The sequence below is a fragment of the Bacillus sp. 11B20 genome (assembly GCF_056098985.1).
The window spans coordinates 208,777-224,245 of the sequence record NZ_JBLZWZ010000007.1; the positions used below are offsets into that span (position 1 = coordinate 208,777).

Genomic DNA, 15,469 nt, shown 5'->3' on the forward strand with positions numbered 1-15,469 from the left:
CACACATGACCTCCAAGTATTGATATTGCGTCTATTTTATCATGCCAATAGGCGAAGAAGAAACTTTATCGAAGAGATGAGGCAAAGAGTTCAGCCGGCTGCGGTATAAATCGTGACCAGTTTGTCCACTTTAGCTAACAGAACTAGAGATGTTCATGCGGGGAGAAGTATAGTAGAATAAAGTGAATCAAAAGATGAACGAACGCTCTTTTATGGGCAGATAGGAAGGAAGAGAACATGAGACCAGGTGAGCAACTGACCTTGCAAATAGAGAACGAAATGGAATACGGCTACTTTTTGACAGATGGTGAAGATTCGGTTCTCCTGCACCGCAGTGAAATGACAGAGGATCTTGATGACCGAGATGAAGTAGAGGTCTATTTATATGTAGATCATGAAGAAAGACTCGCTGCCACAATGAAAATCCCTACAATTAACGCACATACATATGGCTGGGTACAAGTTGTAGACGTGGTAGAAGACATGGGTGCATTTGTCGATGTTGGACTATCAAAGGATGCACTTGTTGCAACAGAACACCTCCCGCCATTTGAGGAAGCATGGCCGAAAAAAGGAGACAAACTCTACTGTATGCTGAAAGTCACAAGTTACGGCAGAATGTTCGCAAAACCAGCCACAGAAGACGTGATCAGTGAATTGTTTACTGAGGCACCAGAAACCTTAATGAACAAAGAAATCACTGGAACAATCTATCGTTTAATTGCGACAGGTTCTTTTATGCTGACAGATACAGGTGTGCGAGGGTTTATTCACCGCACGGAACGAAAAGAAGAGCCAAGACTAGGATCGACCGTTACGGGACGCGTTATTGCAGTGAAAGAGGATGGAACCGTGAACGTTTCTCTGCTTCCTAGAAAACAGGATGCATTATCTGTCGATGCAGAAGAAATTTTAACCTATATGAGAACAAGAAACGGCGCCATGCCTTACGGAGACAAAAGTGATCCAGAGGATATCCGCGAAAGATTTCAAATGAGCAAAGCCGCCTTTAAACGAGCACTAGGTCATCTGATGAAAAATGATCTCGTTTACCAAAAAGAAGGCTGGACATACGAGAAAAAGTGAGCATTTGCTCACTTCAGCGTGCAGACAAACCCTCGCATTCGGTGTCAGTCCTGCGTGCCAGTACTCACGAATGTCAAATTCGCTCCGCTCCGGTACTCGTCCCTCCTAGACTGCAAAGGTTTTCAGGTCACGCTGAAAAGAAGACAAAGTTCTAAAATAAAGTTCATTTTAGCCCTTTGTCAATGATCTAAAAGTGAGCATTTGCTCACTTTTTTATTTTTGTCTTAAATAATGGATTTTTTCTATGAAAAAAGTCATGAAAACCTTCACTATAGCATTGAAACAACGCCCCTCAAATCCGATAAAAAAGGAGTAAGGATGATAAAAGGAGTGTGTTTTTGGATGAAAGTGAAGATTTCATTGCTTCTGATGGCAGCCATGCTTATGGTGCTCGCCGCATGCGGTAATCAACAGGAGGGGTCGCCAAAATCAACTGCGAAGCATATTGGCGTTATGCTCACAGATGATGGTCTTGGTGATCAATCATTTAACGATTCATCATTTAAAGGATTAGAAAAAGCACGTGATGAGCTTGGCATTGAATTTGATTATAGAGAAATTGCAGAAACTGATACATATGAAAAAGGGCTGACAGAACTCGTAAAAGATGGTAATGATCTCATTATCGGTGTAGGTTTTAGTATGCAAGAAGACCTAGAAAAAGTCGCGAAAAAATATCCGAAGAAGCAGTTCCTTCTGATTGATGCCGTATCTGAGCTGAAAAATGTGACTTCTGTGACGTTTAAAGAAGAGGAAGGCAGCTATTTAGCAGGTGCACTTGCTGCGATGACAACAAAAAGCGATGTCATTGGATTTGTTGGCGGTGTTGATGCAGACGTCATTCATCGTTTTGAAAAAGGGTTTCAAAAAGGCGCCAAATCAGTCAATCCCAAAATCAAAATCTTATCTACCTATGCCGGTACATTTAGTGATGCAGGCAAGGGCGGTAAAATAGCCAAAGATATGATCAAAAAGAAAGCAGACGTTTTATATGCTGCAGCCGGTTATTCAGGTGTTGGTGTATTAAAAGAAGCGCAATCGCAAGGCAAATATGCCATTGGTGTTGACAGCGATCAGTATTATACTGCGGAAAAAGCGGTCATTTCATCTATGGTGAAAAAAGTCGATGAAGTGGTTTATCAATTCAGCGAACAGGTCGTCAAGAACAATCAAATTAAAAGCGGACATGTTGTCTATGACTTAAGCAATGATGGAATCGATATGGCAAAAATCCGGATCTTGAAAAATGCTGAGACACTGACCAAAAAATTAAATGGTCTGAAGCAGACGCTTCTAAAAGAAGAGGGGGGCGCATCATGAGTTTACGCGTCAAAATTTTACTCAACTCACTTATCTCACTTCTTTTAGCAGTTGGCGTTATCGCCTTTATCATTGTCAGCATGACAAAGATCCAATCATCAAATGAAGCAGATGTCCAAACCTTATTAAACGTACAAAAAACGAAGGCAAGTTTTGAAAGTGTCGAGCAAGCGATGACCAATTATTCGATGACACTTTCAGATGAACAGCTAGAGATCGTTCAAAACGATATTTCTACAGCAAAAAAACAGCTGCAAACGTTAAACAAGCATGCAGGAAATTTGAACAAAGAGGCATTAACAAGGTTAAATTCAAAATATGACACATGGACCAAAGAAGCCAACAATGCCATTGGCGAAAAAAACGCCTCGGATGCAAGACGTGTGGCAGCAAGAATTGATGGCGTTTTAAATGATGTGCATACGATGAATAAAAGAGCAGAAGAAGCGTATAAACAAAATCTAGAGGATGCAGCAGACAATGTTCAATGGATTATTACAAGTGCACTCGTCTCAGCCCTCACACTGATTGTCATTGCCGTCTTTTTGAATATTGGACTAACGCGATCCATCGTGACACCTATCAAATCAATATCCTACAGAGCAAAGCAGATCGCAGAAGGAAATCTTGCTGTGGAGCGGACGGATATTCAGCGTAAGGATGAAATCGGAGGCTTGAATGAATCCTTTAATCAAATGACAGATCAGTTGATTAGTTTGATTAAAGAAATCAGCCATGTCTCAAGCCGAGTAGAGACATTCTCGATCCACCTGAATGATGAAAATAAAAAGATGATGGAATCTGCCAATCAAGTATCTGTCTCAACAGACGAAATGGCCAATGGGTCACAAGCGATTTCAGAAGATCTCCAGCATGGCGTCAGCTTGATTGAGAAAATGGACCAGCATGGACGTAAAAATTCCGAACGATCACAAACGGTCATCCGCAGTACAGAGGATGCCATCGAAGCCGTAGAAAGCGGAAAGCACACGTTAACAGAAACAAAATCAGCGATTGAAAAAAATACACATGCCACGAGACAAATCGAAGAATCAGCAGGAGAATTCACGCAATACGCCAGCGGAATCTCGGCCATGGCCAAAACAGTTTCTGACATTGCGGATCAAACAAACTTACTTTCCTTAAACGCAGCCATTGAAGCGGCAAGGGCAGGCGAAGCTGGAAAAGGCTTTGCCGTTGTAGCAGATGAAATTCGCAAGCTTGCCGATGAATCGTCAAATGCAACAAGACAAATTTTTGACATGGTCAGTCATATTGAAAGAGGGATTCAATCCATTAGTCAAACGGTTCAAGAAGGGGTCAAGCTTTCACTTCAGCAGCAGGATGCGATGGACAAAACCTCACACTCCTTTGAAGATATAGAAACAAAAGCGCAGCATATTAAACAAGAAATGGCGGTCTTAAATGACCAAATTATCCAATCAACAGAACTTGGCGGACAAGTACTGCACTCGATTGAAAATATTAGTGCAGTAGTAGAAGAAACAGCAGCTGGCAGCGAAGAAATTTCTGCCTCAGCCAATGAACAGCTGCAATCGTTCCATCAAATGAACAAACAAGTTGAAGAATTGATGAGTATGACGGCAAGGTTAAATGAAACCGTCCAGCGATTTAAACTTTCATAAGAAAAGCACCCTTCCCGTGTTGTGTCAGGGAAGGGTGCTTTTTATGATCATTTGCCTGTAAAAAAGATCGCAAGCGTGCTAGGTCCTGAATGGGACCCCACAGCGGCGCCGATGATATGAACATCAATTTCTTTAGGATGAAATTCGTCTTCAATCAGTTGTTTCATGTCTTCTGCAAGTGCAGGATCATCACCATGACTAATGCCAACCGTTTGATTAGGCCAATCCGTTCCGCGTTCTTTCATTAGTTCAATAATACGTTTCAGCAGCTTTTTACGTCCGCGGATTTTTTCTAGTGGGATGAGTTTTCCATCTTCGACATGTAAAATGGGTTTAATGCTTAACAAACCGCCAACAAATGCGGACGCTTTACTGATTCTTCCGCCTCTTGCTAAATACGTTAAATCGTCTACAGTAAAAATATGTTGTAAAGATTCACAAAAATGCTTTACAGACGTTTCAATTTCTTGTATTGTATTTCCGTCAATGGCAAGTGATTGAGCGTGTTTGACAGCAAGCCCATAGCCGAGTGAAGCGCATTTAGAATCAATGATTCGTAAATCAAAATCAGGATATTCTTCCTTCACTTCATTTGCCATCATCATAGCTGTCTGATATGTACCTGAAAGCTCTGATGAAAAAGCGACATAGATGGCAGATGTATGGGTTTGAGCGGCAGAGACAAAGGCTTCCTTGATTCGGTTTGGTGAAGCCTGTGACGTTTTTGGACTGGCTCCTTGTCTCATCGCATCAAATACTTGTTTTGGTTCAATGGTGATCAAATCCTCAAATTCCTGCTCGCCAAGCAACACGCGGAGCGGAATGAGTGTTATGTTATGTTCATCATAATAAGAAAGAGGCAGATCAGCAGCACTGTCTGCTATGATATGAACAGTCATATAAATCCCTTCTTTCTAAAAAATAAGCCATATTTTACATCTTTTTAGCCTAACTATATCATAGAAATCATCTTTTCGTGTTCAAATTCTAAATTTTAGGGAAAACCATAGAGAGAATGGTAAGTGGAGGAATGACAACATGTTCATTGGAGAAGCAAAAAAACTCATTGTCGTCGTAATTGGTGCATTACTCAATGCGATTGGACTGAATTTATTCTTAATCCCAGCTGACGTATATGCGAGCGGTTTTACAGGGGTGGCCCAGCTGCTATCCAGCTTAATCGATCAATATGCGCCATTTTATGTATCAACAGGGATTCTATTATTTATTTTAAACATTCCAGTCGGCATTTTAGGCTGGATGAAAGTTGGCCGTTCCTTTACTTTGTACAGCATCATCAGTGTTGCACTAACAACCATTTTCCTTGGCGTTTTACCAGAAACGAGTGTTTCCCATGATATTTTATTAAATGCTGTGTTTGGTGGTGTCATATCCGCCGTTGGGATTGGGATCACGCTCAAATACGGGGCATCGACAGGCGGACTCGACATCGTTGCTATGGTATTAGCAAAATGGAAAGACAAACCAGTTGGCACGTATTTCTTCATTTTAAATGGAATCATCATTTTTACAGCAGGATTATTACAAGGTTGGGAGAAAGCATTATATACGCTTGTCACATTATATGTGACCACAAGGGTCATTGATGCCATCCATACAAGACATGAGAAGCTGACCGCGATGATTGTGACGAAAAAAGCAGATGAAATCAAAGAAGCCATTTACGGAAAAATGGTCAGAGGTATTACGACTGTACCTGCAAAAGGCGCATTCACCAACGAGCAAAAGGAAATGATGGTGATCGTCATTACAAGGTATGAGCTGTATGAACTTGAACAAATTATTAAAGAAGTCGATCCAAAAGCCTTTACAAATATTGTGCAGACAACCAATATTCTTGGATTTTTCAGACGAGATTAAAAAGGTGGGTAGCAGATGAAAAAAGGGTTGGTACTTCTTCTCATTCTATTGTTTTTAGCCGCTTGTGGACAACAAAAAAAGGATGAACCAGACAAGGAGGTTTCCGGTCAAATGGGAGAAAAAACGGTTGTACTCACAGTAGACCCCGTCCAGAAAGGTTCTTCAGTTCAATTTAACATGTCACTGAAAAATGAATCAGATCGAGATATTGAATTTACCTTTAACACAAGCCAAAAATTCGAGCTCAGTGTGTATGACGAAAACGGGAACGAACAATATCGCTATTCGAAAGACCGTATGTTCACACAGGCCATCCAAACTTTTGTGCTGAAAAAAGGCGAGGCCTATGATTTTCAAGACACGTGGTCAAACGGTGTAAAGCCCGGAACATACGAAGCGGTTGTAACGTTTAAAGGAAAAGCAGAAGGGCTGAAACAAATCACGGAGAAGAAAACATTCCAAGTCAAATAAGCAAGGGAATTAGAAAAAGCTGTCCATCAAATGTGGACAGCTTTTTTATGTCAGAGATCATCAAGCAAGTCTTGGAAGGTATGCAGCTGGTTTCTTTCTGCATCTGTCGAATTGGCAAATGCAGAGGATACGGCATTTTTCGCTCGTTTGACTGCCTGTTGACGCTCTAACCCAGATGAAAATGAAGAAGTAAGAGCTTCTTCAGTAAATGATTTGGCTTGATCAAAAAGTTCGTTTCTCACAATGAACCTCCAGAAGCATCAGTCTTCATATTTCCTCTGTCTGACGCTTCTTCAAGTGTCGAACGGTAAGGAAAACGTGCATCATGAAGACTGACTGAATCTTTACCTTGTTGTATAAAGCGTTTCGATTTGCTTCTTTTACCCATTCGGAATCCGCCCCTTTACACAAGCTGACAGGACAACCTGTCTAACGGTAGTATGCCCGTTTCCATCTGCTATGTATGAATGGAAAAATTAAAGCGAGAAGTAATTCGTTAGAAACTTTGCAATCCCGTCTTGTTCATTCGTATCAGTGACTTCATTTGAAACACGTTTCACGGCATCAATTCCGTTGCCCATTGCCACACCGCATCCAGCAAATTCAAGCATTTCTAAATCGTTGTCTTCATCTCCGAATGCCACAATCCGCTCCTTAGGAACACCGTAATAATCACTGATTTTTTGCAATCCAACAGCTTTGTTCATGCCTGTTTTAATGATTTCAATCACGTGCCACGGGGCAGCCCAGCGTCTGTGATCAATCACTTCTGCATGAACATCTGATAAATAGCTTCGAATAGCTCCGACGTCCTCTTCTTTTGCATGAATTAACACGCTCGTCACATTCTCTCCAAGGTTGTCCCTTAGGTCCCCAACAGTGACTTTGTTTGCATTCATATTAAAGATATCAATGAGTTTTTCATCATGATAATGGAAATACAAATCGTCTAACACTTCAGCTAACACATTGTGCACTTTATACTCTTCACTAATGTCTACAAGCTGTTTGACCACTTGAAGATCAAGTGACGTATGAAATCTGCCCCATTTCTCATCAAGAGGATGATGGACAAACGCTCCGTTAAAATTCACAATTGGTGAATCAAGCTGTAATTGCTGATAATAAGGAGAGCTGGATCGAAATGGCCGGCCTGTTGATATACAGACGTGATGCCCGCTGTCTCTCACTTTTTGAATGACGTCAAGTGTGTGCGCAGAAATGGTTTTATCATCTTTTAATAATGTGCCATCCAGGTCAAGTGCGATTAGATAAGGTTTAGTCTCCATAAAATCTCCTTTGATCTGTAAGTGATAGGAGGCAATTCATGTTAGCGCCTCTTTCTATAGTGTATCTTTATCACATCTTTGTTGTCTACATGTTAAAATAAACAAAGACGGGAATGATAAAGGAGGATTCATAGGCTGTGATCACCATTGATGAGCAAATTACGCGCGATATTCCATTTTTACATATCGTAAAAGCTGAAAATAAAGACAAACCGCTGCCGCTTGTATTTTTTATTCACGGATTTACAAGTGCACGAGAGCATAATTTACACTTCGCCTTCCATCTGGCGGAAAAAGGCATGAGAGTCATTTTGCCTGACTGTGCTTATCATGGTGTAAGATCAGAAAACCTCAGCTTAGAGGAACTGGCATCAAAGTTCTGGGAAATTGTCCTGAACGAAATTCGTGAAATCGATATACTCAAAACATACTTTCAAGAAAAACAATTGATTGAAGCCGATTTGATAGGCGTTGCAGGTACTTCCATGGGCGGCATCACTACCTTTGGTGCACTTGCCAAACATGACTGGATCAAAGCCGCTGTCAGCCTGATGGGGAGTCCGAACTATACGACGTTTCTAAAAGCACAGATCATGGACATGCGTCACAAAGGGTTGATGAAAGACATTACAGACGAAGAGGTTCATCTGCAATTAGACGCCCTGCGTCCATATGATTTAACGCTGCAAACGGATCGATTAAACAAAAGACCGCTGTTATTCTGGCATGCAGAAAATGATCCTGTGGTCCCGTACAGGCACGCAAAATCCCTATACGATGAGTTAGCGTCCACACAATATAAGCAGGATCCGCACCTGATTCGCTTTATCACTGATGGACAAGCTGGCCATAAGGTCTCAAGACAAGCGATGTTTGAAACGATTGACTGGTTTGTGACTCATCTGAAAAGCACAAACGTTTAGTCATAACAAAAAGTACGTTATACTAATGGAAAAAGGAGTGGATATCATGGATGAAGCATTGAAAGAAAATATTTTAGGCGCCCTAGAACAGGTGATTGACCCTGAGCTGAATGTCGACATCGTCAACCTTGGACTTGTCTATGATGTCGATCTTGATGAGAATGGAAAAGCGGATATCACCATGACCTTAACATCAATGGGTTGTCCTCTTGCACCAATTATTGTGGATGAAGTCAAAAAAGCATTAAGTGATCTTCCAGAAGTAAAAGAAACAGAAGTTCACATCGTATGGAATCCGCCTTGGACACGAGACAAAATGTCAAGATACGCAAAAATCGCGCTCGGTATTCAATAAGCACAAAATGAAAAATGCCTGGTATGAGATAAACTCATGCCAGGTTTTTTTTATGAAAAATTAAGGTGGAGGAAGAGAATGGCTTGATATAATGGATGTAATTTTATAGAACGGAGTACCTATCATGAAACGAAAATGGCTATGGGTCGTTCTTTTGATCGTATATGCTGCTGCATTTTTTGCATCAATCACCATACGCGAAAGCCAAACACACAAAAAACAGGATCTTGAGGCTTTTACTGATGTTAGTCATCTCATGCCTGTCAAAATCAAAAAAGTTGTTCAAGGGAAAGAAATAGACACGTTAAAAGAAGTATTGAAAGAAGCAAAAGCAAAACACCTGCCGATTTCTATTGCCGGTAAACAGCATAGTATGGGCGGTCACACATATTATGAAAACGGCATCGTGCTCGATATGACGGAATTCCGCCAGATTTTAGCGTTTGATCCTAAAAAGAAAACGATTCGGGTTCAAAGCGGCGCTACATGGGATGATATACAAAAATATGTGAATCCATATGGTCTTGCTGTGAAGGTAATGCAATCGCAGAATATCTTTACAATTGGCGGATCTTTAAGTGCAAATGCACATGGACGTGACATTCGTTACGGGTCACTCATTGACACAGTTCGCTCATTCAGGCTGTTAAAAGCAGACGGTGAGATTGTCACAGTAAAGCCAGGCGATGATTTATTTACTGCCGTCATTGGGGGATACGGTTTGTTCGGTGTCATTTTAGATGTGGAGCTTTCTTTAACAAAAGATGAACTATATAAAATGGAGACAACCTCTCTGGGTTACGATGAGTATACGGATTATTTTCAAAAGCATGTCAAACACAATAAAGAAGTACGCATGCATCTTGCCAGAATCTCAACAGCGAAAACAAACTTTTTGAAAGAGATGTATGTGACGAATTATTCACTTACTTCACAACAAGGGATTGAATCATATCAAGAACTGAAAGAAGATCAACTCGTCATGCCTTTGAAATTTATGCTCGGCCTTTCAAGAAGATTTGATATGGGAAAAGATCTGCTCTGGAATTTGCAAAAAAAGTATTTCTTAAGTCAAAATGATCAGCTGATCACAAGAAACAATGTGATGCGTTCTGACTCTGCCTTTTTAGAATATGAAAATGAATCCGACACAGATGTGCTGCAGGAATATTTCGTCCCAGTTGACCGTTTTCGTGCGTACATCGATGACATGAGATCCTTTTTACAACAAGAAGATTTGAATCTAATGAATATCACAATACGTTATGTACAAAAAAATGAAAAAGCGGATCTCTCCTATGCGAAACAAGATATGTTTGCACTTGTGCTTTTAGTGAATTACGGGTTCGAAAAAGAAGAGAAGGCGGAAGCCGAGCGAATCATTCGAAAAATGACAGATATCACGCTGCAGCACGATGGAAGCTATTACTTACCGTATATGCCTTATCAAACGAAAGCGCAAATGAAGCGGGCGTATCCTAAAACCGATGTATTCTTCCAAAAGAAAAAACAAGCAGATCCAGATGGCACGTTCACCAACTACTTTTATGAGAGGTACAATACACAATGAATGCAAAAGCAATGAAATGGTTCGTCTACTCACAAAGTCTGCTGTTTTTCGCCAGCAGTTTGATTTTCCCTTTTTACATTCTTTTTATTAAAAATGTTGGGTCAAGCTATTCACAGTTTGGTCTTGCCTACGGCCTGTTTGGTTTAAGCGGAGCATTTATTCATTTACTCTTAGGGAAACTGCCCGAAACCACCGACAAGCGGCTCTTTTTAATCATTCATTCGTTCGGTATGGCGTTTCTTTTGCTGCTTTTTCCGCATATAACAGAAGTGGAGCAAGTGTATATGATTCAGCTGGCACTTGGTGCGCTTGGCGGCTTTCAAAAGCACGGAGAGAAACTGCTCGTCACGGACCTCACAACAGAGAACAAAAGAATGAAAGAAGTCGGTCACTATCATTTTTGGACAGCTCTTTTTTCATCCATCGCCATTATGCTTGGGGGCCTGTTTGCTGATTTCTTTACCGTTTACTTCATTTTTTATGCAAGCTCTATATTATATTTATGCAGTGCGCTCATGGTCATCTATATCAAAAACGAAAGATAAATCCGCATGTCTCATGAAGATATGCGGTTTTTTTGTTGAAAAAAAATGAAAACAAATATTAAATATACAATTGAATTAATTTTTATACATGTTATAATGTTAAATAATTTCACAAAGATCAAGAGGGTGTATTGACGTTGAAAATAGGTATTATAGGTGCTACAGGGTACGGTGGTGCGGAATTGGTTCGTATCTTCAAGCATCACCCGCATGTGGAGGAATGTATATTGTATTCATCAAGTGGTGATGGGCAATCATACAGTCAATCTTATCCACATCTAACAGCGATTACTGACCAAACATTAAAAACCATTGACCCGGCTGCTATTGTGCAAGAGACAGATGCTGTGTTTTTAGCGACTCCAGCAGGCGTATCAAGTGAACTGACGCCAAAGCTTATGAATCAAGGAGTGCCGATCATTGATTTATCAGGTGATTTGCGCATTCAAGATGGAGACACCTATGAAGCTTGGTATAAACGAAGGGCAGCGGATGAAGCATCTGTTCAACAAGCGGTGTACGGTTTATCCGAACTGAATCGTGACAAAATTCAACAAGCTGAAGTGATTGCCAATCCTGGCTGCTTTCCTACCGCAGTTCTTCTCGGTTTAGCACCGCTCATCAAACAGAATGTCATAGATGAATCTATGATTATAATAGATGCAAAAACAGGGGTGTCCGGTGCCGGACGATCTGCCTCACTTGGAACGCATTTTTCAGAACTAAACGATAACTTTAAAATTTATAAGGTGAATGAGCATCAGCATACGCCAGAAATAGAGCAAATATTAAGAGAATGGAATCCGCAGACGGCGAACGTCACATTTTCTACGCATCTTGTCCCGATGACAAGAGGGATTATGGCGACGATGTATACACAGTTAAAAACGGATGTCACAAAAGAAGAATTGATGAAGCGAATGAAAGGCTTTTACGAAGATTCCTATTTTGTCAGAGTGAGAGATCACGGCGTTTATCCACAAACGAAAGAAGTATATGGCAGTAACTTCTGTGATATTGGCTTTCATTTAGATGAGCGAACAGGGAGACTTACAATCGTGTCGGTCATAGACAATCTCATGAAAGGCGCGGCCGGCCAAGCGGTTCAAAACTTCAACATCATCAAAGGCTTACATGAAGAGGCGGGCCTCACAATGACACCTCTTTATCCATAAGAGAACAGGGGAGACAACAAACATGATCGAATTGAATGAAAAAAGCATTGTCAAAATAGACGGTGACGTATCATCACCAAAAGGCTTTGAAGCGAAGGGGATTCACATTGGCTTGCGCTATTCAAAAAAAGACCTTGGCCTCATCGTCAGCGAAGTACCAGCAGCAAGTGCAGCGGTCTACACACAAAGTCACTTTCAAGCTGCGCCTCTCAAAGTCACACAACAAAGCTTAAAAAAGACAGGACAATTAAAAGGTGTCATTGTCAATAGTGCCATCGCCAATGCATGTACTGGTGAGCAGGGATTAAAAGACGCGTACGACATGCAGGCAGCCTGTGCAGATATGTTAGGTGTAGTACCTGATTACATTGCTGTTTCTTCTACTGGTGTCATTGGGGAATGTCTGGAGATGGATAAAATCAAAAAGGGCATCGCCGAGTTAAAAGAAGCAAAAGCCGAAAAAGGCCATTTTGAAGAAGCGATCTTAACGACAGATACTGTCATTAAAAATACAACATACACCCTTACGATAGACGGAAAAGAGATCATCATTTCAGGCGCAGCAAAAGGCTCTGGCATGATTCACCCGAACATGGCGACAATGCTTGGCTTTGTCACAACAGATGCAAATGTCGAACAGGAAGCCTTACAGCAAGCGCTTCGTGACATTACGGATGTGACCTTTAATCAAATTACCGTCGATGGAGAAACGTCGACAAACGATATGGTGCTCGTGATGGCAAATGGCATGGCAGAAAACGATGTACTCAATGAAGAGCATCCAGAATGGCCTTTGTTTAAAGAAGGATTAAAACTAGCTTGTGAGGATTTAGCCAAAGAGATTGCGAGAGATGGAGAAGGTGCAACGAAATTAATCGAAGCGAAAGTCGCTGGTGCTAAAAATAATTTGGAAGCCGGCATCATTGCGAAAAAAATCGTTGGTTCAAGTCTTGTCAAAACCGCCGTATATGGTACGGATGCTAACTGGGGCCGAATCGTTGGAGCCATTGGTCATAGCGCAGCTTCCGTCACTCCGGAAGAGGTAGAAGTTTATTTAGGCGGACAATGTTTATTCAAACACAATGAACCGCAGCCATTCTCAGAAGAGGAAGCAAAAGCATATCTAGAGCAGGATGAGATTACGATTTTCATTCAAATGAGTGAGGGAAATGGTGAAGCAGCAGCTTGGGGCTGTGATCTCACCTATGATTATGTGAAAATTAACGCGAGCTATCGCACATAAAGAAGGAGATAGACATGGATAAAACGATCGTGTTCAAGTGTGGAGGCAGTGTCATTCGAGAACTTTCAGATACCTTTTATGAAAATGTCCGCTCACTTCAAGCTGCTGGATTTAAGCTGGCTATCGTGCATGGCGGAGGACCTGAAATCACCGACATGCTGCAAAAATTAGAAGTGAAAACAGAATTTGTTGACGGTCAGCGTAAAACAACGAAGCCTGTGTTAGAGGTAGCCGAAATGGTTCTCTCGGGAACAGTCAATAAATACTTTGTGTCAGAGCTCGCAAAGCATGATATATCATCTGTCGGCGTATCCGGTAAAGATGGGCAGATGCTTGTCGCCGATTTCCTTGATCAAGACGTTTATGGGTACGTTGGCGAAATCAAAGAAGTTCATCCAGAAATGGCGGAAGCACTCATGGAGAAACAATTCATTCCTGTAATTGCGCCGCTGTCTATGACGGAAGAATGCCAAACCTTAAATGTGAATGCTGATTTAGCAGCATCAGCTGTCGCCGGAGCCATGAAAGCTGATAAGCTCATGTTTGTCACAGATGTTGAAGGCATTTTAAAAAATGGTGAACTATTAGATGTCGTCACCGAACAAGAAGCCCTTTCACTCATTGATGAAGGCATTATTTCCGGGGGAATGATTCCAAAAGTACAATCCGCTTTGAGTGCTTTATCAGGTGATGTAGATGAAGTGATGATCGTAAATGGCAAAGGCAGTATCTTTACAGGAGAAACCTTTAAAGGCACAAGAATCGTAAAACAAAAGGAGGCGGTCCTGTGAGTCATCTTTTTCAAAATTATGGACGGTGGAATGTTGAAATTAAAGAGGCAGCAGGTTCTTGGGCAGTCGATACAAATGGGAAAAAATATTTAGACTTTATCCAAGGCATTGCAGTAACAAATTTAGGCCACAATCATCCAAAGGTCAATCAAGCCATTAAGGAACAGCTTGATCACGTCTGGCATGTGTCGAATCTGTTTGAAAATGGTCTGCAAGAAAAAGCAGCAGAAAAGCTGGCAGCAAACAGTTCAGGCGATCTCGTTTTTTTCTGCAATAGCGGCGCAGAGGCAAATGAAGGTGCCATTAAATTAGCACGTAAAGCGACAGGGAAAACAAATATCATCACATTTTTGCACTCTTTCCATGGGCGCACGTATGCTGGTATGGCTGCCACAGGTCAAGATAAAATCAAAACTGGCTTTGGTCCTATGCTAGAAGGCTTTCACTATGTACCGTTTAATGATCCAGACGCTATGTCAGCCTGTGCGGTCGATAATGTGGCAGCGGTGATGCTGGAGGTTGTGCAAGGTGAAGGTGGAGTGAATCCAGCGACACCAGAATTTCTAGAAGCAGTTCAAGCATTTTGCACAAAGCATGAAGCACTGCTGATTGTAGATGAAATTCAAACGGGCATTGGTCGAACAGGAACAGCATTTGCGTACGAAGAGACGTGTCTTGATCCTGATATTATCTCTGCAGCAAAAGGGTTAGGAAACGGCTTTCCAGTTGGTGCAGTTATAGGGAAAAAAGCTCTAGGAGATGCATTCTCCCCAGGTTCACATGGTACAACATTTGGTGGAAATATGCTTGCCATGGCTGCTGTGAATGCGACACTCGATGTAATTTTCCAAGAAGAGTTTCTTTCAGAAGTGAAAGAAAAGGGTGATTACTTGTTAGAAAAGCTGCAAAATGTCAAACAGCTGAATATCGTAAAAGAGGTGCGGGGAAAAGGATTGATGGCAGGTATTGAATGTGGTCAGCCAGTCGGTGAATATATCACAGCTCTTAGAGAACTGGGGTTGCTGGTGCTTCCAGCTGGTCCCAATGTCATTCGTTTATTACCTCCGCTGAATGTGAAGAAAGCAGAGCTGGATCAAGCGATCGAAGCAATTGTTCAAGTATTAGCCAATAAAACAGTTTCGGTGTAAATTTTTTTACAAAGAAACGTATAAAA

At 41.3% G+C, this 15,469-nt stretch carries 17 protein-coding genes; 13 read left to right on the forward strand and 4 right to left on the reverse strand.

Annotation, left to right across the window (positions count from 1 at the left end):
* Positions 1 to 237: 237 nt before the first annotated feature.
* The 3 genes from ACN6NB_RS05235 to ACN6NB_RS05245 all read left to right on the forward strand — a co-directional run bounded on the left by ACN6NB_RS05235 (position 238) and on the right by ACN6NB_RS05245 (position 4,052).
* Complete coding sequence (locus tag ACN6NB_RS05235; protein ID WP_039177728.1) at positions 238 to 1,086, forward strand: CvfB family protein; 849 nt, start codon at positions 238 to 240, stop codon at positions 1,084 to 1,086.
* Positions 1,087 to 1,428: 342 nt separating this feature from the next.
* Positions 1,429 to 2,406, forward strand: a complete 978-nt coding sequence (locus ACN6NB_RS05240) for a BMP family lipoprotein (protein WP_039177730.1) — start codon at positions 1,429 to 1,431, stop codon at positions 2,404 to 2,406.
* The gene (locus ACN6NB_RS05245; protein WP_144495216.1) at positions 2,403 to 4,052 is read left to right on the forward strand and encodes a methyl-accepting chemotaxis protein; all 1,650 of its coding nucleotides are present in this window, start codon (positions 2,403 to 2,405) and stop codon (positions 4,050 to 4,052) included. The genes ACN6NB_RS05240 and ACN6NB_RS05245 overlap by 4 nt, the downstream gene beginning before the upstream one ends.
* Before the next feature lie 47 nt (positions 4,053 to 4,099).
* On the opposite strand, the gene ACN6NB_RS05250 is transcribed toward ACN6NB_RS05245, so the two are convergent.
* The gene (locus ACN6NB_RS05250; RefSeq protein ID WP_144491072.1) at positions 4,100 to 4,951 is read right to left on the reverse strand and encodes a DegV family protein; all 852 of its coding nucleotides are present in this window, start codon (positions 4,949 to 4,951) and stop codon (positions 4,100 to 4,102) included.
* Positions 4,952 to 5,090: 139 nt separating this feature from the next.
* Here ACN6NB_RS05250 and ACN6NB_RS05255 point away from each other — a divergent pair, with 139 nt between their 5' ends.
* The gene (locus ACN6NB_RS05255; protein WP_039177740.1) at positions 5,091 to 5,933 is read left to right on the forward strand and encodes a YitT family protein; all 843 of its coding nucleotides are present in this window, start codon (positions 5,091 to 5,093) and stop codon (positions 5,931 to 5,933) included.
* A 15-nt stretch (positions 5,934 to 5,948) separates the two neighbouring features.
* The gene (locus ACN6NB_RS05260; protein ID WP_039177744.1) at positions 5,949 to 6,404 is read left to right on the forward strand and encodes a BsuPI-related putative proteinase inhibitor; all 456 of its coding nucleotides are present in this window, start codon (positions 5,949 to 5,951) and stop codon (positions 6,402 to 6,404) included.
* 50 nt (positions 6,405 to 6,454) lie between these two features.
* On the opposite strand, the gene ACN6NB_RS05265 is transcribed toward ACN6NB_RS05260, so the two are convergent.
* The 3 genes from ACN6NB_RS05265 to ACN6NB_RS05275 all read right to left on the reverse strand — a co-directional run bounded on the left by ACN6NB_RS05265 (position 6,455) and on the right by ACN6NB_RS05275 (position 7,693).
* Positions 6,455 to 6,646, reverse strand: coding sequence for a DUF3813 domain-containing protein (locus tag ACN6NB_RS05265; protein ID WP_024425070.1), 192 nt, complete (start codon positions 6,644 to 6,646; stop codon positions 6,455 to 6,457).
* Positions 6,643 to 6,792: a hypothetical protein gene (locus ACN6NB_RS05270; RefSeq protein ID WP_024425069.1), complete on the reverse strand. Its 150-nt coding sequence runs from the start codon at positions 6,790 to 6,792 to the stop codon at positions 6,643 to 6,645. The genes ACN6NB_RS05265 and ACN6NB_RS05270 overlap by 4 nt, the downstream gene beginning before the upstream one ends.
* Before the next feature lie 88 nt (positions 6,793 to 6,880).
* A complete protein-coding gene (locus tag ACN6NB_RS05275; RefSeq protein ID WP_024425068.1) occupies positions 6,881 to 7,693 on the reverse strand; it encodes a Cof-type HAD-IIB family hydrolase in 813 nt (270 codons plus the stop codon).
* A 137-nt stretch (positions 7,694 to 7,830) separates the two neighbouring features.
* Here ACN6NB_RS05275 and ACN6NB_RS05280 point away from each other — a divergent pair, with 137 nt between their 5' ends.
* The 8 genes from ACN6NB_RS05280 (at position 7,831) to ACN6NB_RS05315 (ending at position 15,443) form a co-directional block, all read left to right on the forward strand.
* Positions 7,831 to 8,616 carry an alpha/beta fold hydrolase gene (locus ACN6NB_RS05280; RefSeq protein ID WP_047201775.1) on the forward strand — a complete coding sequence of 262 codons (786 nt, stop codon included), beginning with the start codon at positions 7,831 to 7,833 and terminating at the stop codon, positions 8,614 to 8,616.
* Between the two features lie 46 nt (positions 8,617 to 8,662).
* A complete protein-coding gene (locus ACN6NB_RS05285) occupies positions 8,663 to 8,971 on the forward strand; it encodes a metal-sulfur cluster assembly factor (RefSeq protein ID WP_024425066.1) in 309 nt (102 codons plus the stop codon).
* Positions 8,972 to 9,095: 124 nt separating this feature from the next.
* On the forward strand, positions 9,096 to 10,541 hold the full coding sequence (locus tag ACN6NB_RS05290) for an FAD-binding oxidoreductase (RefSeq protein ID WP_126682024.1): 1,446 nt from the start codon (positions 9,096 to 9,098) through the stop codon (positions 10,539 to 10,541).
* Positions 10,538 to 11,086 (forward strand): MFS transporter, encoded by a 549-nt coding sequence (locus tag ACN6NB_RS05295; RefSeq protein WP_126682023.1) that lies wholly within the window; start codon positions 10,538 to 10,540, stop codon positions 11,084 to 11,086. The genes ACN6NB_RS05290 and ACN6NB_RS05295 overlap by 4 nt, the downstream gene beginning before the upstream one ends.
* 137 nt (positions 11,087 to 11,223) lie before the next feature.
* Complete coding sequence (argC, locus tag ACN6NB_RS05300) at positions 11,224 to 12,261, forward strand: N-acetyl-gamma-glutamyl-phosphate reductase (protein WP_058838837.1); 1,038 nt, start codon at positions 11,224 to 11,226, stop codon at positions 12,259 to 12,261.
* Between the two features lie 22 nt (positions 12,262 to 12,283).
* The gene (gene argJ / locus ACN6NB_RS05305; protein WP_126682022.1) at positions 12,284 to 13,504 is read left to right on the forward strand and encodes a bifunctional ornithine acetyltransferase/N-acetylglutamate synthase; all 1,221 of its coding nucleotides are present in this window, start codon (positions 12,284 to 12,286) and stop codon (positions 13,502 to 13,504) included.
* Positions 13,505 to 13,518: 14 nt separating this feature from the next.
* Positions 13,519 to 14,295, forward strand: a complete 777-nt coding sequence (argB, locus tag ACN6NB_RS05310) for an acetylglutamate kinase (RefSeq protein WP_041089795.1) — start codon at positions 13,519 to 13,521, stop codon at positions 14,293 to 14,295.
* Complete coding sequence (locus ACN6NB_RS05315) at positions 14,292 to 15,443, forward strand: acetylornithine transaminase (RefSeq protein ID WP_474253264.1); 1,152 nt, start codon at positions 14,292 to 14,294, stop codon at positions 15,441 to 15,443. The genes argB and ACN6NB_RS05315 overlap by 4 nt, the downstream gene beginning before the upstream one ends.
* Positions 15,444 to 15,469: the final 26 nt, after the last annotated feature.